We start from the raw sequence: 18074 nt of genomic DNA on the forward strand, positions 1-18074 counted from the left end.
AGATCATGGAGGCCACCGGCGTCACGCCCGAACGCTTCCATAGCGAGATCGTGCCCGCCGGACGTCCGGTGGTGCTGCGCGGGCTGGTCGCGCACTGGCCGGTGGTCGCCGCCGCGCAGCAATCCGGGGCGGCGCTGGCGCAGTATCTCGCACGGTTCGATCGCGCGCGGGCGATGGGCGCGATGCTCGGCCCGCCACGGATCAAGGGCCGGCTGTTTTACAATGACGACGCTACCGGCTTTAATTTCCGCCGCCAGAGCGTGAAGCTCGACGGCGCGTTCGATTTCCTGCTGCGCGCGGCGGAGGAAGCGGAGCCGCCTACCTTCGCCATCCAGTCGGCCCAGGTGTGGAACGGGTTGCCGGGGTTCGAGGGTGAGAATTTGCTGCCGCTGCTGGGGCCGGAGGTCGAGCCGCGCGTGTGGATCGGCAATCGCGTAATCGTCGCGGCGCATCACGATCCGAACGAGAATATCGCCTGTGTCGTCAGCGGGCGGCGGCGCTTCACGCTGTTTCCGCCCGAACAGATCGACAATCTTTATATGGGACCGATGGAGAAAACGCCCGCCGGGGCGACGATCTCGATGGTCGATTTCGACGATCCCGACCCGGTCGCCCATCCGCGTTTTGCCGAGGCGATGAAGGCCGCGATCATAGTCGATATGGTGCCGGGCGACGCGCTCTATATCCCCTATATGTGGTGGCATCATGTGCGGTCGGTCGACGCGATCAACATGCTGGTCAATTACTGGTGGGGGCCGACCAAGGTCGATGCCAGCCACCCGACCGACGCGCTGCTACACGCGATGCTGGCGATCCGGCACCTGCCCGAGGCGCACCGCCGCGCGTGGCGCGCGCATTTCGACCATTATGTCTTTGCCGGGGAGGAACAGGCGGGTGCGCATTTGCCGACCGGTGCGCGCGGGATATTGGGACCGCTCGACGACAAGGGGCGCAGCGATGTGCGCGCGGCGGTGCAACGCGGGCTGGACCGCGAATAGTCAGCGATCGATCGGACCGCAGGGCGCGGTGGCGCGCTTGCGAAACGGCGCGGTGATACGAAAGCGGGTGTTGCAGGCAAGAATAGCTGCGGCTTTCGGCGGATCGACCGCAATCGCGTCGAAGCGCGCGGCACCGGCGCTGCGCAGCGTTGCGACAAACCCGCCGGGTCGGATGATTCGCGCATCCCGCAACGACACCCCGGAGACCGATGAGCCGATGAAGCTCACCGCCTCTTCGCTGCTGTCGATGATGTCGAGCCGGATCACCGCGATGTCCGCCGCAATCGGAGCGTCGAGCGCGTAGAACCAAAACGCGCCGACACCGAACTTCCAGTTGGGATCGAAGCTGCCTGCACGGATCAGCGCATTGTCGACGATGTCGATCCGTCCGGCCAGCGGCACCGCCTTGAACCGGTTGCCGAGATGGATGCCGCCGCCTTGAGTCAGCGTGTCGGCGACGATGTTGCCACTGACCGTAATGTCGCGCCCGCCATAGATTGCGATACCATTGGCCAGAACCGGCGCGATGACGGTGTTGTTGCGAAAGACGAGGTTGCGGTTAGGCTTCTTCTCCGACCACGCCGCCAGCCCGTCATCGCCGGTTCCGCGAATGAAGCTGTCCTCGATCACCGCATTGCTCACGCCACAATGGAAATTGAGGCCGTCGGCGGTCATGTCGAAAATGCGCAAGCCAGTGATGCGGATGCCGTCCATCGGCCCGTCGAACCACAGGCCCACCTTGTGATGCTGCAACCACAATCGCTCGATCACGCTGCCGCCACCGATCGAACCGCCGATGCCGGACAGCGCCAGATGATCCTTGCGCTCGGTCACCTCGCCGATCACCGCGAAGTCGCGCAACACCACCGCCGTGGAGCCTGTTGGCGGCGCGCTGCCGTAGAAGCCGAGTCCCTCGCCGCGCAGCACGCTGTACCACATGCCCGCGCCTTCGATGGTCAAGCGATCGACATGGACATGGCCCTCCACATGGAAATTGCCCGGCGGAATCCATAGCGGCTTGCCCGCTTCCCGCGCGGCAGCAACGGCGCGGCGCAGGGCATCGCCGGACTCGCGCATACCCGCCGGATCCGCACCGAAATCGAGCAGCGACAGCGACCCTTTCGGCTGGGCGCGCGGCGGCGGCACCAGCTCGAAATCGGCAAGATCGATCGCCGCCCAGGGGGTGCGGTCCTCCGCCTCCAGTTTCAGCGTCACGATGGTTCCGGCGGGAAGCGGACGGTCGAGCAGCAGCCGCGCATGATCGAAGAAATGGTGTGCCTTGCCGTCCTTCGGATCGTTGGTGAACGGATAGCGTCCATAGAACCAGCCGTGACGCGAGGTGAGCGCCAGCGACGCGATGCGCTTGCCACCAACGAACATCCCGATGCTAGCGTCGATGCCGCTGCCATCTGCGGCGTCGGGAATGGCATAGCGCAGGGTGATGGCGTTGGCGGGCCGATCGAGGGTGAAGGCGATGCTGTGCGAGCCCTTGTCCAGCCGTACTGCGCGACGCCCGGATGCTTCGGCGGCAAGCTGTCCGAAACGGCGGTCGGGGCCGATCTGGACGCCGTTGGTGACCGCGTTCTCGGCCTCATATTCGACGAACGGGACGGGCGCGCCGCGGCCCCTGGCGACGGCGGCGTCGGTGGCGGCAATGGTGGCTTTGGTCGGAGCCGGGATGTCCGGCGCTGCGAACGCGGCGAGGGTGAGGGCAAGTAGGGTTAGGGCAAGGCGCTTCATCAACGTCGGGCGATTGCCGCGAGCGTGTCGTCATGCGACGGCATACCCGTGACGCGCTGTTCGATCGCCGCGCGGATTTGCCGAAGCCGCTGCTCGAACAGCTCCGGCGGCATCGCGTCGGCGACGGGATGATAATCCGCCGCCGCCAGCCCCTGCCCGTCGAGGATCGCGAACCAGTTGGTGTCGCGGAACAGCTCCATGCCGCCCGCGCCGACCTCGCCACGCGTGCGGAAATTGTGGAGGCGGGCAGTGAGCGTATCGGGAAGCGTCATCGAGCGGCGGCTGCGCCAGAATGGCGTGTCGTCGCGCTCGGTCAGCACATAATGCGCGACGAGAAAGTCGCGGATACCCTCATACAGCACCGCCATTTCGCGATTGTAGCGATCGGCAAGCGCGGGATCGCAATCGCCCTGTGGGAACAGCGCGAGCAGCTTGGCAAGGCCCGCTTGCACCAGGTGGATGCTGGTCGATTCGAGCGGTTCGAGAAAACCCGAGGCAAGCCCGAGCGAGACACAATTGCCGATCCATTGACGGCAGCGATAACCGGCGGTGAAGCGCAAGATGCGCGGCTCGCCCGTCGGTTCACCCTCGATCTGGTCGATCAGATCGGCGGTCGCCTCATCCTCCGAGAGGAACGCGTCGCAAAAGACATAGCCGTTGCCGGTGCGGTGCTGGAGCGGGATGCGCCACTGCCATCCCGCCGCACGCGCGGTGGCGCGGGTATAGGGTGGCACGGTCGCAAGACGGGCCGAGGGCATGGCGACCGCGCGGTTGCACGGCAGCCACTCGCTCCAGTCGACATAGCCCGACGCCAGTTCCTGCTCGATCAGCAACGCGCGAAAACCCGAGCAGTCGATGAACAGATCGCCCGCGATCCGCTGTCCATCGGCAAGGATAACGGCGTCGATACGCTCGCCGGTGCTCGCCACGCCGGTGATCTGGCCCTCTATACGGGTGACGCCCATCCTCTCGGCATGAAGGCGCAGAAATCCCGCATAGAGCCCGGCATCGAACTGAAAGGCGTAGTTGATCTTTGGCAAGGTCGGCGGCGAACCGGGCGGAGTGCGCGCGAAGCGATTGTCGCGCGCCGCCATCGCCTCGGCATTGTAAAGATCGCGGTCGATCGCCTGCCCCTCATGTCGCGCGCGCAACAGATAATGGGTGAAGGCGATGCCGTTCATGTCGGCGCCATACAGTCCGAAACTGTGAAGATAATGGTGGCCGGGACGCAGCCAGTCGGCGAATTCGATGCCCAGTTTGAACGTCGCCTGCGTCGCGCGGATGAATTCGTCTTCGTCGATCCCGGCCAGCTTGTTGAACAGCGTGATCGGCGGGATCGTCGCCTCCCCCACCCCGATCGTGCCGATCGCCTCGGACTCGATCAGGGTGATCGACGGGCCGCGCGGCCCGAGCACGCGCGCGAGCGCAGCGGCGGCCATCCATCCGGCGGTGCCGCCACCGACGATGACGACCCGTCCAATGCGCGGCGGCGCGGTCACCGGGCGGCCTTTCGCGCGGCCAGATGCGCGGCCATGTCAGGCATCGCGCGCACCTGTTCGGCGATCAGCTGGAGCAATCGCTGGACCTTGCCGATCTGCTCGTCCGGCGGGGTGCGATCGACCGCGGGATCGGATTCGGCGGGAACCACGCCATGGCCCGCCAGCACCGCCGCCCAGCTTTGCGCCGAGAATGTCTCGTCATCATAGGGCGGGAGGATCCCGCGCGCGCCGAACAGCGCCAGACGCGCCGCCAGCCGTTCCGGCGGTGGTGCCGCACGAGCGGTGCGCCACATTTCCTCAGGACGGTCCGACAGTACGTAATGCGCCAGCTGAAAATCGCGGATATTGCCGACATGTCCTGCGATGGCGCGGTCATATTCGACCGCTTCGGGCATGGTATCCCGGTCCACCGGCCACCATGCGACAAGCGTGGACAGGGCGATCTGGAGCACTTGCAGTTCGACTGCATCGAGCTCTTCGAGCGCGACTGCCGCCTCCCCCACCGCGACGCAATTGCCGATCCAGCTCCGCCGCAGCGCGCCGCATGCGAAGGGACGCACCGTCAGCGCCTGTACCCCCGCGATCCCGGCGGCGTCGAGCATGCGATGTGCATCGGCTTCGTCGCCCGCGCCGCTGGCGGCGAAATGTCCGGCAAGGGCGATGTGGCGCTGCAACGGAAACATGCCGACCCAGCCATCGGGTGCGGCGGCGATGCGAGCGAAAGCGGGCGGCGGGTCGATCGGCGCGGCGATAGCGGTGAAGGCGCGATCTGCGGGGAACCACTGCGCCCAGGACTCGAACGGCGCGTCGCCGACCAGCACGCGTTCGGCACCCGACGCATCGACGAAGAAATCCGCCTCGATCCGCTGCCCGTCCGCGAGCTGTATGGCGGCGATGCGCTCGCCCTCGCGCTCGATCTGCACCGACGACGTCGTGTCGATCGTCACGCCCGCCGCCGCGCAGCCTTCGCGCAGCAAGGCGGCATAGGCGCTTGCGTCGAGATGATAGCCGGGCGCGGGCGCATCGCCGCCCCCACTCACCCGTCCCTGCTTTGCGGCCGCCGCGGCAAGCGAGAACTCGTCGAGCGGGACGCGCATGCCGCTGCGCCGAGCGAGCGACCAGAACTGCACGAAATCGACATCGTTGATCGCGGGACGCGCGACGTCATAGCCGTGCAGAAATGGCGTCGCCGACCAGCCGGTGAATTGCTGCGCCATCACCGGAACCCGGCCGCAGCGCGTAGCGAGCACCTCTTCGCGCAAGCCCAGCAGCGCGTGCAGATTGCCGAGCGACGGCAGCGCCGAAACGGCCTGACCCGGCCCGAGCGCCGAGGGCAGTTCGACCAGCCGCACCGCGACGCCGACCGACGCCAGCGCGCGATGCACGCCCAAAGCGATGAGAACGGCAGCAATGTCCCGCCCGACCACCGCCACGCTGCGCACCGGTGCGGCCATCAGAGACCGAACTCCGCATAGTCGGTGACGAAGCGGTCATGGCGCGGCATCGCGTCGACCGCAGCGGCGATCTCGCGGCGCATCGCCGACAGCCGCTTTTCCAGTTCGGCATCGGGCAGCGCCTTTGCCAGCGGGTGTACCGTGTCCGGTTCCAGCCCCTGACCAAAGAAGACGCTGACCCAGCTTGGCGGCGAGAACAGGCCCTCGCCATAGCGCGGGATCGCCCCGCGATGGCGGAACAGCGCGATCTTCTCGGCCAGGCTGTCTGGCACCTGCGTCTCTCGGCAATGCCGCCACATCGCCTCGTCGCGGCGGTTGGCGTGATAATGGAGGATCAGGAAGTCGCGGATGCGGCCATATTCCACATCCATCCGCCGGTTGAACTCGGTGGCGAGTATGGCGTCGTCAGCGCGTTCGGGAAAGAGCGCGGCAAGGTTCATCGCCGCGACCTGAATCAGGTAGATCGAGGTCGATTCGAGCGGCTCCAGAAAACCGCTCGCCAGCCCCACGCCCACGCAATTGCGCGCCCAGTTGTCGATCCGCCGACCCGGGACGAAACGCAGCTGGCGCGGTTCCATCAGCGCGGCGGTCGGCAATCCGGCGACCAGCGTCTCCCGCGCGGCATTGTCGTCGATAAACGCGCTGGAATAGATCAGCCCGTTACCCGTGCGGTGCTGTAGCGGGATCTGCCACTGCCACCCTGCCCCGCGCGCGATCGATTTGGTATAGGGCGGCAAGTCATCCATCCGCTCGCTCTGTACCGCCCAGGCGCGATCGCACGGCAGCCATTTCGACCAGTCTTCCCATGCGACGCCGAGCGCATCGCCGAGCACGGCGGAGCGGAATCCGGTGCAATCGACAAACAGGTCGCCCGCGACGATTTCGCCCGATTCCATCCGCACGCCGGTGACGTTGCCGCTTTCGCCGTCACGCAGCACTTCGACGAACTTGCCCTCGGTTCGCAGCACCCCGCGTCGCTCAGCCAGATCGCGCAGATAGGCGGCATAAAGGCTCGCGTCGAAATGATAGGCATAGTCGAAGGTGGCGTCGATCGCGGCGGGATCGTCGCCGGGGAAATCGAAGCGGTGCGCGCGGGCGGCGGCGATGGCGAAGCTGTATTCCTCCAGTGCGCCCGCATCGCCCGATCGCGCCGCGCGCTGCCACAGATGGTGAAAGGCGACCCCTGCCATCGCCTTGCCGTGCGCGCCGAACGGGTGGATGTAGCTGCTGCCTTCAAAGCCCCAGTCGGCAAATTCGATGCCCAGTTTGAAGGTGGCGTTGGTGCGCCGCATCATATCGGCCTCGATCACGCCGACGGCATCGTTGAAGGCGCGCATCTGCGGCAGCGTCGCCTCCCCCACCCCGACGGTGCCGATCGCTTCCGATTCGACCAGCCGGATCTTGCGCCGGCGTTCGGGCACCAGCGCCGCCAGCGCGATGGCCGTCATCCAGCCTGCGGTGCCGCCGCCCAGTATCACGACGTGCATCGGCCCGCTCATTGCGCTGACTTCCCCCTCCGCTGATCCACGTCGAACCTAGCGCGACGACACCGTTCGCCAAAGGAAAAGGGAGCGCCCGACAGGGGCGCTCCCAGGAGGACACCAATAATCAGAATTTGACGCGGACGCCGCCGATGAAGCGCCGGTCGTTGCGGAACCACCCCGCCGGCCGAAGGACGCTGCCATCCTCCGCGCTCGACACCTGCTGATCGAGCTTGGTGATCGTGTTGAGCAAATTGGTGCCCTGCACGCTCAGCTCGATATTGGGCGTGACCGCATAGCGGATCGAGGCATCGAGGAAGCCGGCCGATTTCTGCCACATTGGCAAGTAGGTGCAGCAATCGACGGCGGTCATCAGGAATTTCGACCGCCAGTTATAGGCGACGCGAACCGCCAGCCCCGACTTTTCGTACATGCCGACCAGATTATACGACCAGTCCGACAGCCCCTCGAGCGAGTTGACGGTGAGCACGGTGCCGGCCGACCCTGGCTGCGCCTGACCGCCGCCTTCGGTGCCGCTCTGGTTCTTCAGGCCTGAATTGGTGATCCCGTCATTCTTCACATAGGTGACGTTGGCCTGAACGCCGAGGCCACTGAGCGGGCCGGGCAGGAAGTCGAAGAAGGTCTGGAACGCCGCCTCGACGCCATAAACCTTGCCACCATCGCCGTTGATCGGCGTGCGCACCTCGACCGAGTTGGTCACGCCATTGTTGTTGAAATCGACGAAGCGCGAGCCGTATTGAATGTAGTTCTGAAACTTCTTGTAGAAGCCTGCGACCGTGATCGAACCCACCGGCGCGAAATAATGTTCGAGGCTGAGGTCGAACATCGTCGCGGTCATCGGCTTCAGCGTCGGGTTGTAACCGCTCGCGGTATAGCTGGCATTGACACCGGTGATCTGGCCCGCCCCGTTCTTGATATAGCGCGGATCATTGGGATCGGCACCGGGCAGCTGCGACTGAATCGTCGTGTAGTTTTTGAGCAGCCCCATGTCCGGCCGCGACAGCGCCCGCGACGCTGCGAAGCGCAGCAGCGTTTTGTCATCGAGATCGAGCCGCAAATTGAGGCTGGGCAGCCAGTTGTGATGCACTGTTTCGGATGCACCAGGCGTGGCGCCGCCATTGTTGAAGGCGACCGTGTTCGGACTGCCAGTCAGCACGATATCGGTGAAGCCAGCAGGCGGCGGCGTACTGGCGCGCAACGCGGCGTTGCCGAACAGATAACAGCCCAGCGTATAGGGAATCGGCGCGGCCGGCTGCCCGGCACCCGGCACGTTGCGCTGACAGCTGTTGGTCGCGGGGGTCAGCGCGTTCGGGAAAACGGTGGAGCCCGATACCCGATCGACCGTTCGCACATAGCGCATGCCGATATTGCCGGAGACTCCGATCCCGCCGACCTGCGCATCGCGGCCGCCGAACTTCAGCATGACATAGGCGGCGGTGGTTTCCTCCTCGACCAGGTTGATCTCGTCGGGTCGGAAGCAGCCCTGCGTTTCGCCACGGCGGGGGCTGCCCCCGCTGTTGCCGCCGCCGGAACAGGTCGGCATCCACTGATCCTGTCCGACGCCAAGCTTGTCGAAGCCCAGCGCGTTGACGCCACGATTTTCGAGCGCGTTCATGTCGAAGAACACGAACGGCTGATTGACGCCAAAGAAGGAGCTGCCGAAATTCACGGCCTCATAGGTGCCGGGATAGCCGCGAAACGCGCCGTTCGGGGTGGTTTTGTCGATGTTCCAGTAAGCGGACTGGCCGCTGCCCAGATTCCAGTTGTTGACGATGTTGCCCCAGTTGAAGTTGCTGTAGCGCACCTCCTGCTCGCGCACGGCATAGCGCGCGCCGAATTTGAGCGAGTCGAGCCATTCGCCGTCGAGATCCCATGCTGCATCGGCGCGGAAGGCCCATTCGGTCCCCCGGCTTTGCTCGACATGATCCATCGCGTGATTGTAGCGATAATTGTTGGGATTGGTCAGGCCACCGGGCGACTGGTTGATGTTGGTGGGCGGAAGGAAGGTCATGCGCGGGAGGTCGCCGCTGCCGTTAAAGCCGACATTGGCGAACGAATACTGCCCGACCTCGACATCGTAATTGTCGAGGCTCGCCTCGACATATTGCGCGTCGAGATTGACCTGCAGCCGGTCGGTCAGCTTGATCTTGGCGTTGAGGCCGAAATCCTGCGTCAGACGGTTGGTTTCGTTATAGCGGGTGACGGCGTTGAGATCGGGGCCGCGCGCATCCGCACCGCACGAACCCGGCGCACCGGGGCCCCAGCTATAGCAGGGATGCAGCATGTTGACGCCCTGGCTGTTGAGCGCGATCTGCCCGGCCTCGGCATCGCTGGCGCCCCACCACGAGAAATCGGTCTGTTGATTGACCAGCACGCCGGTCTCGAAATTGCCGTCCTCGTCAAAGGTGAAGGCGGACGTGCCCGGCGCGGCACGCGGGATGCGCGGCGAAAAGGCGCCGCCGTTGGTGAACACGAAATTCGCGGGAAAGGCGAACAAGTCGGTGAGATAGCTAATGACGCCGCGCTCGCGCCATGTTTCCTCATAGTCGGAACGGTTATACTGCGCGGTCAGCAGGAAATCGCCGCCGATGCTCTCATATTGCGCAGCAGCGGAAATGCCGAGGCGCGTGCGGTCGTAGATGGTGTCGCGAAAGCCTACGCTCGACGGGATATATTGCATCCCCGGCCCATAGACATCGCGGAACACGGCGGTGCGCCCATAGGCGATGCCCTGGGTACGGCTCTGGATGTCGGAATAGGCGACGTTGCCGAGCAGCCCGATCTCGCCGATACCGGTCTCCCAGCGATTGCTGACCAGCGCGGACACATCGGGCGTCCATTTCTCGGAAAGGTCGCCGTAATTGGCGTTGGCGCTGGCCTGGACCAGCAGCCCCTTTTGATCGAACGGCACGCGCGTGCGCAGGTTGATCGTGCCGGCGAGACCGCCCTCGATCAGTTCGGCGGTCTGGTTCTTGTAGCTGTCGACGCCAGCCATCAGTTCGGGCGAGATATCCGCCCAGCTGAGGCCGCGCGACGAGTTGGCGCTGAACGTGTCGCGTCCGTTAAACTCGGAGCGGACCTGAGTCAGACCCCGGATCAGCACGCCCGAGGGGTCGGCGGAGAAGTGCGAGGTGTCGTCGCTCGCGGCGAAACGCTGGACGGTGATGCCCGGCACGCGTTGCAGCGCCTCCGCCACCGACTTGTCGGGGAAAGCGCCGATATCGGTCGCGGTGATCGTGTCGACAACGGTGTCAGCGTTACGCTTGATGTTCTGCGAAGTTTCCAGCGCCTGACGCGAACCGGTGACGATGACATCGTCGGCCGCCGCTTCCTCAGCCACCGCAGCGTCACCCGCGCCGGTGGTGTCCTGCGCCTGTGCCGCCGTTGCAGCCAGCGCCCCGCTCAGCACCGCGACGGACACGCCATAGCGCCAAGCGGCACGCCGGGACCGGATGAAGATGCGATCAGTCATGGAAACCTCCCCAAATTTTTGCTTCGCCTGTGGCGCGCCCCTTTTGACGGGGCTTGTCGTGCAGAGTCTCGGAACTTGGTTGCGCTTGCACGATCGGCGGAATTCGGTGCCTGCCGTCATCGGTGCAAAAACTGCCTCGCTCCTCCCCTTTTCAGCCGGTAATCCGGACTCCTTGTCGAGCCTCGTGCTGCCAGTTGCGCATATCTAAATCGCGGGGTGTATGAAGGTCAATCCAGATACAATGCAAATTAATGCAAACTAGTGGCGGTTTGCACCTGTGGCGTTCATGCAACTATCGGCATGGATCGGCGTAACGCGACCGCACGATAGCGCGTCGATCAGGTGAGGCATCGTCGCGGCGGCTCTTAATCGCCCAGCGGCAATTCATGGGTCGATTTGATCTCGGACAGCGCGACCGTCGAGTTGATTTCCTGAATTCCCGGCAATTTGCTGAGCTTCTCGAAGAAGAAGCGCTCATAGGCATCGATGTCGGTGGCGACGATGCGGAGCATGAAATCGGTCTGGCCCATCAGGACATAGGCGTCGAGCACTTCGGGAAAGGATCGGATCGCCGAGCTGAATTCGTCCAGGTTGGATCGGCCATGCGCGTTGAGGCGTATCTGCGCGAAGATATGCGCGTTGAGGCCGATCTTGCGGCGGTCGATCACCGCGATGCGCGCGCGGATGACGCCTTCGCGCTCCAGCCGGTCGATCCGCCGCCAGCAGGGCGAGGCGGAGAGGCCGACCTTGGCCGCGATCTCGGCCGTGGTCTGATCCGCATTGCGCTGAAGCTCGCGGATGATCCGGCGCTCATATCGGTCGAGTTCGATCATTATGACCTCATAATATTTACGTTGCGGACAGACTGACCGACTTATGACCACTTTCCGCACATGTCAGGTGACAATCACCGCGAACTTCAAGGCATAGGTGACGCGCATTCAGCCAGGATTGTGACCGACCATGCGCCTTTCGATTACCGGAGCGGAATCGCCTGAACTCGCGCTGCGCGTGCTCAACCTGCTGGCGCAACAGGGGGTTGTGGTCGAGCGTGCGCTGATCGAGCGTGACGACGGCGGATGCCGGATGCTGCTCGATACGATCCCGGTTGCGATGGCGCTGGCCGAACGCATCGTCGACAAGCTCCGGTCGATGGTGCTGGTGAGCGCCGTCGAGAGACTAGACGAGTCGGCGGCGTAACCTGTCAGGCAGCGGCCTCGCCATGCAAACTCATCAGCGAGTCCATCAGGCCTTCGTCCGCGCTCGAACACACGCCCAGCACCAGCGCCTCGTCACATCCCTCGGCGACGACATAGGCATGGCCCATCGACGAATCGATATAGATGGTTTCGCCCGGCCCGAGCGTGACGGGGTCATAGAACTCGGTGTGAACCTCGATCCGCCCCTCGATCACATAGATGAACTCTTCCCCCTGATGGCGGACGAGGTCCCCGAACTCGCGGGCGCTGTGCGCGCGAATGCGGGTGATGAGCGGGATCATGCGTTTGCGGCGCAGATCGGTGCATAGATAATTATAGTCGTAATTGTCGGTGGTGACGCGAACGGCCTGGTCCATCGTGCCCAGGCTGCGGCGACCCGTAACGCGGGGAACGCTGTCGTCCGACCCTTCGGCGAAAAGATCGGACATGCGGATGTTGAGCCGCTGGCTGAGCTGTTGCAGCTTGTCGTAGCTGAGCGTCAGCCGGTCATGCTCGACCTTCGACAGGGTCGACACGGGTATCCCCGATTTCGCGCTCATTTCCTTGAGTGTCCAGCCATGGCGCGCCCGAATCCCGCGCATCACGGTACCCAATGTCGGCGGTGCCGCACGATCCGCCATCAGATATCACACTCCGCGTTTGACAATTTTCCAATCAGGATCATTATGTCCCCATCGGGCTAACTACTGGCCTAATGCTAAGCCCTCCGGCGACAGGCTGCAACCTTGTCGCGTGGGGAAGGCAAAAAGGGGGAAAGCGATGCGTTCGATTCGCAAGCTGATGATCGTAATGATGGCGCTGCTGACACTTCCGCTGGCGGGGCATCTGGCGGCACAGGGACCGGCGCCGCTGCCTGCCGCGAAGAAAGCCGACGCGCCCGCTGTCCCGGCCGCGCCACAGCCAGCCGGGGGTGCTGCCGTGCCGCTGGACGCGAAGGATGTCGAGGCATGGCTCGACGGCTTCATGCCCTATGCGCTGGAAAAGGGCCGCGTCGCGGGTGCCGTGGTCGTGGTCGTGCGCGGCAACGGCGCAGTGCTGGAAAAGGGCTATGGCTATGCCGATGTCGCGGCGCGCAAGCCGGTGTCGACGGACGCCACGCTGTTCCGGCCGGGCTCGGTGTCGAAGCTGCTGACCTGGACCGCAGTGATGCAGCAGGTCGAGGCGGGCAAGCTCGATCTGGACAAGGACGTCAACGCCTATCTCGATTTCAAGATTCCGCCGTTCGACGGCAAACCGATCACGTTGCGCAACATCATGACGCACACCGCCGGGTTCGAGGAATCGGTGCGCTATCTCATCAGCAGCGACCCGGCGAAGGTCATGCCACTGAAGCAACAGATGCCGCTGGCATTGCCGAAGCGGGTGTTCGCACCCGGCACGACCCCGGCTTACTCGAATTACGCAACCGCACTGGCGGGTTACATCGTCGAGCGCGTGTCGGGCATGAATTTCGACGATTATATCGAACAGCGCGTTATGGCACCGATCGGCATGACGCGATCGACCTTCCGCCAGCCGCTCCCCGCGAAGCTCGCGCCGATGATGTCGCTTGGCTATCCGACGGTTTCGGAAAAGCCGAAGCCGTTCGAGATCGTTATCCCCGCACCCGCAGGCAGCCTGTCGGCAACCGGCGCGGACATGGGGCGCTTCATGATGGCGCATCTGAACGACGGCGGCGCGTTGCTGAAGCCCGCAACCGCAAAGGCGATGCACGATTTCCGTGCGCCGGGCATCGGACCGCTCAACACCATGGCGCTGGGCTTCTATGAGTTGGACGTCAACGGCCGCCGCGCGATCGCGCATGGCGGCGATACCACGCTGTTCCACTCCTATCTGTGGCTGTTCCCGGACGCCGATATCGGCCTGTACATCTCGATGAACAGCGATGGCGAGGCGGGGGCACCGGGTGCGATCCGCAGCGCGCTGTTCCACAAATTCGCCGACCGCTATCTGCCGGGCGAAACGAAGGTCGGAAAGGTCGACGATGCGACCGCGAAGCAGCACGCCGCGATGCTGGCAGGCCATTATGGCAGCAGCCGGGGCTCGTTCACCAACTTCCTCAGCCTGCTCGGCCTAATCGGACAGGCGACCGTCACCGTGAACGAGGACGGCAAGATCGCCTTCCCCGCACTGGATGGCCTGAGTGCGGGTGCACGCGACTGGGTCGAGGTTGCGCCATTCGTGTGGCGTGATGCCAATAGCGGCGAGCGCATTGCCGCCGAAGTACGCGACGGCAAGGTCGTGCGGATGAGCGTCGATCCGGCTTCGCCATTCATGGTGTTTCAGCCGGTTCCGGCGGGGATCAACGCCGCATGGCTGGTGCCCGCATTGCTGCTGTCGCTCGGGTTGATCCTGCTGGCGGCGCTGGCTTGGCCGGTGCGGGCGCTGGTGCGTCGCAGCTATGGTACGAAGCTAGCACTGGAGGGTCGTTCGCGGCTTGCCTATCGCCTGTCGCGCGGCTTTGCCTGGGGCGTGCTCGCGGCGGTGGCCGGGTGGATGGGGCTGATCGCGGCCTTCTCCGCCGATATCGGTGCGATCGGCGGCCCGCTCGACTGGCTGATCCACCTGCTGCGCATCCTCTCGCCGCTCACCGCGATCGGGCTGGTAGCATCGGCGGGCTGGCTGCTCTGGCTCAGCTGGAAGGAAAAGCGTCGCTGGACTGCGAAGCTGGGGGCGGCGTTGCTGTTGCTCGCCGGGCTGGTCGTGCTGTGGGTGGTATTGAAGGCCAATCTCTATGGCTTCGGGATGGTCTATTGATGGCGACCGCGACGACGGGGGTGGCGCTCAGGCTGACGCTTGAGCGCTTCCCCTACCATCAACCCTTCCGCATCTCCGGCCATGTCTTTACCGAGACCGTCGTGCTGGTCGCCGAGCTTTCGGACGGCGAACATCGCGGGCGCGGCGAGGGGGCGGGCGTCTATTATCTGGGCGACGATGCCGATCATATGCTGGCCCAGGCGGAAAGCGTGCGCGGCGCGATCGAGGGCGGTGCGACGCGGGCCGAGCTGCAATCGCTGTTGCCGCCGGGGGGGGCGCGCAACGCGCTCGACTGTGCGTTCTGGGAACTAGAAGCGCGACGGGCGGGCAAGCCGGTATGGGCATTGGCCGGACTGGACGAGCCGCGACCGTTGCGCTCGACGCTGACGATCGGGGCGGATACGCCCGAGGTGATGGCGGCGGCGGCGCTGGCAATCGACCCTCAGGCACCGGTAAAGCTGAAGCTCACCGGTGATATTGTGGACGATATGGCGCGGGTCACGGCGGTGCGCGCGGCGCGACCCAAGGCGTGGATCGGGGTAGATGCCAATCAGGGCTATTCGATCGCATCACTGCGCGACCTGTTACCCGTGCTGGTGGAGAATGAGATCGCGCTGCTCGAACAGCCGCTGGCACGGGGGTGTGAGGGCGATCTGGACGGGTTGAAGCGACCCCTGCCCTTTGCCGCCGACGAGAGCGCGGTGTCGTTCGCCGATACCGCCGCGCTGGTCGGACGGTTCGACGTGGTCAACATCAAGCTGGATAAATGCGGCGGCCTGACCGAGGGACTGGCGATCGCCGCCCAGGCGAAACTGCTGGGGCTGAAGGTGATGGTCGGCAACATGATGGGCAGCAGCCTGTCGATGGCCCCCGCCTATCTGCTGGGGCAGGCGTGCGACGTCGTCGATCTGGACGGGCCGACCTTTCTGGCGCGCGATCGGGAGCCGGGTGTCAGCTATCGTGAAGGGATGATCCATTGTCCCGATGCGATTTGGGGCGGTTAAGCGAAAAATAGATAGCCTGATAGGGTTGACAATTCTCCAATCAGGACAATAGTCTCGTAATTGAAATATCGTGAAGTTGAGCGTGGGAATCGTTCCCGGCGACGTCCCGCATGGCAAGTGCGGGGCGATCGGGGACGCATGACATCTGGCCGACGACAGATCGGTTGCAGTTACCGAAATGGGGGAACGACAATGATGAAGCGAGTTCTTTGGATTGCCGGCAGCACGATCGCAATGGGCGCCGCCCTGCCCGCGCTGGCGCAGGACAGCGACGCGCAGGATATCGCCGAGGTCGTCGTGACCGCGCAGAAGCGCGAACAGGCGCTGATCGACGTGCCGCAATCGGTGAGCGTCGTGTCGCAGGAAGCGCTTGAGAAAGTTCAGGCGACCAACTTCGCCGATTTCCTGAAACTCGTTCCCGGCTTGCAGCTGACTCAGGCGACACCCGGTTTCGGGCGGCTGGTGCTACGCGGCATCAACACCGGCGGAGTCGCATCGACCGTGGCGGTTTATCAGGATGAAACGATCTTCGGGTCGAGCAGCGGTATCGCCAATGGCGCGATCCTGGCCGGCGATTTCGACACGTTCGACGTTGAACGGATCGAAGTCCTGCGCGGACCGCAAGGCAGCATCTATGGCGCCAGCGCGATGGGCGGCGTGCTGAAATATGTGACGCGCAAACCGGAGCTGGGTGCGTTCGAGGCGCGCGCACGCGGCAATGTCGAAACGACGCGCGGCGGTGACGAATCCTATCTGGGCAGTGCGGTCGTCAACGTGCCGCTGGGCGATGTCCTGGCCTTCCGTGCAACCGGCTTTTATCGTGACTTCGGCGGCTACATCGACTCGATCGGCACCGGCGGGTCGGACCGCGCGGAGAATATCAACACGTTGAAGAGCTTTGGCGGACGTGCGTCGCTGTTGTTCAAGCCAAGCGAGAGCCTCTCGGTCCAGGTCAGCGCCTATCTGCAAAATCAGGAATCGGATGCGTCGAACATCGTCGACAGCAATGCCTTCACCGGCGCGACGCTGTATGGCGGCCTGACCCAATCGCGGTTCGTGCCGGAATTTTCGGACGTTCGCTATCGCGTTTACAGCGGTGTGATCGATGCCGATCTCGGCTTTGCCAACCTGATATCGGCGACCAGCTACAGCACGCTGGAGCAGGAGTTCCGGGGCGATCTGACACCCTCGCTCGCCGCACTGGTCGCAGCGGTGTTCGGAACGCCGAACGAATTCTTTCAGGGCCAATTGACCGGTGTGAAGCGGTTCACTCAGGAAGTTCGCCTTCAATCGCCCGAAAGCGACACCTTTGAATGGTTGATCGGCGGCTATTACACGCATGAAAAGGGGCTGATCGATCAGACATTCAATGCGGTCAATCCGGGCACGCTGACCCCGGTCCCTGGCCTGCCGCTGCTGGGCGTCGCCCGGGTTGATTCGCGCTATCGTGAAATTGCCGGCTTCGCCAATGCGACGGTGCATTTTGGCGACCGGTTCAACCTGACCGTCGGGGGCCGCTATAGCGACAACCGCCAGTCCGCCGATCAGCGATCGGACGGTGCCTTGGCAGGCGGACCGAACGTGTTGCCGACGGCTCGCTCGTCCGAGAACGTGTTCACCTTCTCGGTCGCACCGCAGTTCGAAATCAACGACCACGCGACCGTCTATGCGCGGGTGGCCAAGGGGTTTCGCCCGGGCGGGCCGAACATTCTCGCGCCGGGAGCTCCCGCCAGCGTGCGAACCTATGACTCGGATTCGCTGATCAGCTATGAGATCGGCGTGAAGGCCGAAACTGCCGACCGCAGCTTCACGATCGACATTGCCGCTTTCCATATCGACTGGAGCGACATTCAGGTGTTCGGCCAGGTGCCGGTCAACAACACGACCTTTGGCGTGAACTTCAACGGCGGCAAGGCCAGGAGCGACGGCGTCGAATTCACCGCCACGTTGCGTCCTACGCGCGGCTTCAACGTGTCGTTCAACGGCGCCTATACCAACGCCAAGCTGAAGGACGACACGCCGGCGCAGGTCGGCGGACGCAGCGGCGATCGTCTGCCTTACACGCCCAAATTCAGCATCGGTGCCAATGCCGATTACGAATGGTCGCTGGGCGGCGACACCACGGCGTTCGTCGGGGCATCGATCCGCAGCCTGTCGAAACAGCCCGCCGCCTTCAACGCGGCTTTCCGTACCGCCAATGGGCGCCAGCGTTATCTGCCCGCTTATGAAGTCGTCGATCTTCGTACCGGCGTCGATTTCGGCCGCTATTCGATCGAGCTTTACGCCAAGAACCTGACCGATGCAGAGGGCAAGACGTCGTTCGAGGAGCCGAGCAACATTCCGCTGGGTGCCGCCGGAACGGCCGTCATCCGCCCCCGGACGTTTGGCATCAGCCTGACCGCCGGGTTTTGACGACGCACCGGAGAGA

The 18074-nt window shown here is 64.3% G+C and carries 12 protein-coding genes; 5 read left to right on the forward strand and 7 right to left on the reverse strand.

The window, feature by feature from the left end; all coding sequences use genetic code 11:
• Window positions 1-5 precede the first annotated feature (5 nt).
• Window positions 6-998 carry a cupin-like domain-containing protein gene (locus tag U1702_RS11560; RefSeq protein ID WP_332726372.1) on the forward strand — a complete coding sequence of 331 codons (993 nt, stop codon included), beginning with the start codon at window positions 6-8 and terminating at the stop codon, window positions 996-998.
• On the opposite strand, the gene U1702_RS11565 is transcribed toward U1702_RS11560, so the two are convergent.
• The 6 genes from U1702_RS11565 to U1702_RS11590 all read right to left on the reverse strand — a co-directional run bounded on the left by U1702_RS11565 (window position 999) and on the right by U1702_RS11590 (window position 11498).
• Window positions 999-2738: a right-handed parallel beta-helix repeat-containing protein gene (locus U1702_RS11565; protein ID WP_332724755.1), complete on the reverse strand. Its 1740-nt coding sequence runs from the start codon at window positions 2736-2738 to the stop codon at window positions 999-1001. It lies immediately after the preceding gene.
• A complete protein-coding gene (locus U1702_RS11570) occupies window positions 2738-4237 on the reverse strand; it encodes a tryptophan halogenase family protein (RefSeq protein WP_332724757.1) in 1500 nt (499 codons plus the stop codon). Before U1702_RS11570 ends, U1702_RS11565 begins: the two co-directional genes overlap by 1 nt.
• The gene (locus U1702_RS11575) at window positions 4234-5691 is read right to left on the reverse strand and encodes a tryptophan 7-halogenase (RefSeq protein WP_332724759.1); all 1458 of its coding nucleotides are present in this window, start codon (window positions 5689-5691) and stop codon (window positions 4234-4236) included. Before U1702_RS11575 ends, U1702_RS11570 begins: the two co-directional genes overlap by 4 nt.
• A complete protein-coding gene (locus tag U1702_RS11580) occupies window positions 5691-7178 on the reverse strand; it encodes a tryptophan halogenase family protein (RefSeq protein WP_332724761.1) in 1488 nt (495 codons plus the stop codon). Before U1702_RS11580 ends, U1702_RS11575 begins: the two co-directional genes overlap by 1 nt.
• Window positions 7179-7299: 121 nt before the next feature.
• On the reverse strand, window positions 7300-10665 hold the full coding sequence (locus tag U1702_RS11585) for a TonB-dependent receptor (RefSeq protein WP_332724763.1): 3366 nt from the start codon (window positions 10663-10665) through the stop codon (window positions 7300-7302).
• 365 nt (window positions 10666-11030) lie between these two features.
• Window positions 11031-11498 carry an Lrp/AsnC family transcriptional regulator gene (locus U1702_RS11590; RefSeq protein ID WP_332724765.1) on the reverse strand — a complete coding sequence of 156 codons (468 nt, stop codon included), beginning with the start codon at window positions 11496-11498 and terminating at the stop codon, window positions 11031-11033.
• 130 nt (window positions 11499-11628) lie between these two features.
• Here U1702_RS11590 and U1702_RS11595 point away from each other — a divergent pair, with 130 nt between their 5' ends.
• Window positions 11629-11865 carry an ACT-like domain-containing protein gene (locus tag U1702_RS11595; protein ID WP_332724767.1) on the forward strand — a complete coding sequence of 79 codons (237 nt, stop codon included), beginning with the start codon at window positions 11629-11631 and terminating at the stop codon, window positions 11863-11865.
• Between the two features lie 4 nt (window positions 11866-11869).
• Here the strand turns inward: U1702_RS11595 and U1702_RS11600 are convergent, their stop codons facing one another.
• Window positions 11870-12505, reverse strand: a complete 636-nt coding sequence (locus U1702_RS11600; protein WP_332724769.1) for a helix-turn-helix domain-containing protein — start codon at window positions 12503-12505, stop codon at window positions 11870-11872.
• Window positions 12506-12644: 139 nt separating this feature from the next.
• Here U1702_RS11600 and U1702_RS11605 point away from each other — a divergent pair, with 139 nt between their 5' ends.
• The 3 genes from U1702_RS11605 (at window position 12645) to U1702_RS11615 (ending at window position 18058) form a co-directional block, all read left to right on the forward strand.
• A complete protein-coding gene (locus tag U1702_RS11605; protein WP_332724771.1) occupies window positions 12645-14642 on the forward strand; it encodes a serine hydrolase domain-containing protein in 1998 nt (665 codons plus the stop codon).
• A complete protein-coding gene (locus U1702_RS11610; RefSeq protein WP_332724773.1) occupies window positions 14642-15646 on the forward strand; it encodes a dipeptide epimerase in 1005 nt (334 codons plus the stop codon). The genes U1702_RS11605 and U1702_RS11610 overlap by 1 nt, the downstream gene beginning before the upstream one ends.
• Window positions 15647-15841: 195 nt before the next feature.
• A complete protein-coding gene (locus tag U1702_RS11615; RefSeq protein ID WP_332724775.1) occupies window positions 15842-18058 on the forward strand; it encodes a TonB-dependent receptor in 2217 nt (738 codons plus the stop codon).
• Window positions 18059-18074: the final 16 nt, after the last annotated feature.

This window comes from Sphingomonas sp. LT1P40, assembly GCF_036663835.1.
GTDB lineage: Bacteria > Pseudomonadota > Alphaproteobacteria > Sphingomonadales > Sphingomonadaceae > Sphingomonas.

What these genes read in the sequence shown, in the direction of transcription:
- U1702_RS11560 (WP_332726372.1), top strand. Translation starts at nt 6, where the DNA reads ATGGAGGCCACCGGCGTCACGCCCGAACGCTTCCATAGCGAGATCGTG.
- U1702_RS11565 (WP_332724755.1), bottom strand. Translation starts at nt 2,738, where the DNA reads ATGAAGCGCCTTGCCCTAACCCTACTTGCCCTCACCCTCGCCGCGTTC.
- U1702_RS11575 (WP_332724759.1), bottom strand. Translation starts at nt 5,691, where the DNA reads ATGGCCGCACCGGTGCGCAGCGTGGCGGTGGTCGGGCGGGACATTGCT.
- U1702_RS11580 (WP_332724761.1), bottom strand. Translation starts at nt 7,178, where the DNA reads ATGCACGTCGTGATACTGGGCGGCGGCACCGCAGGCTGGATGACGGCC.
- U1702_RS11585 (WP_332724763.1), bottom strand. Translation starts at nt 10,665, where the DNA reads ATGACTGATCGCATCTTCATCCGGTCCCGGCGTGCCGCTTGGCGCTAT.
- U1702_RS11590 (WP_332724765.1), bottom strand. Translation starts at nt 11,498, where the DNA reads ATGATCGAACTCGACCGATATGAGCGCCGGATCATCCGCGAGCTTCAG.
- U1702_RS11595 (WP_332724767.1), top strand. Translation starts at nt 11,629, where the DNA reads ATGCGCCTTTCGATTACCGGAGCGGAATCGCCTGAACTCGCGCTGCGC.
- U1702_RS11600 (WP_332724769.1), bottom strand. Translation starts at nt 12,505, where the DNA reads ATGGCGGATCGTGCGGCACCGCCGACATTGGGTACCGTGATGCGCGGG.
- U1702_RS11605 (WP_332724771.1), top strand. Translation starts at nt 12,645, where the DNA reads ATGCGTTCGATTCGCAAGCTGATGATCGTAATGATGGCGCTGCTGACA.
- U1702_RS11610 (WP_332724773.1), top strand. Translation starts at nt 14,642, where the DNA reads ATGGCGACCGCGACGACGGGGGTGGCGCTCAGGCTGACGCTTGAGCGC.
- U1702_RS11615 (WP_332724775.1), top strand. Translation starts at nt 15,842, where the DNA reads ATGAAGCGAGTTCTTTGGATTGCCGGCAGCACGATCGCAATGGGCGCC.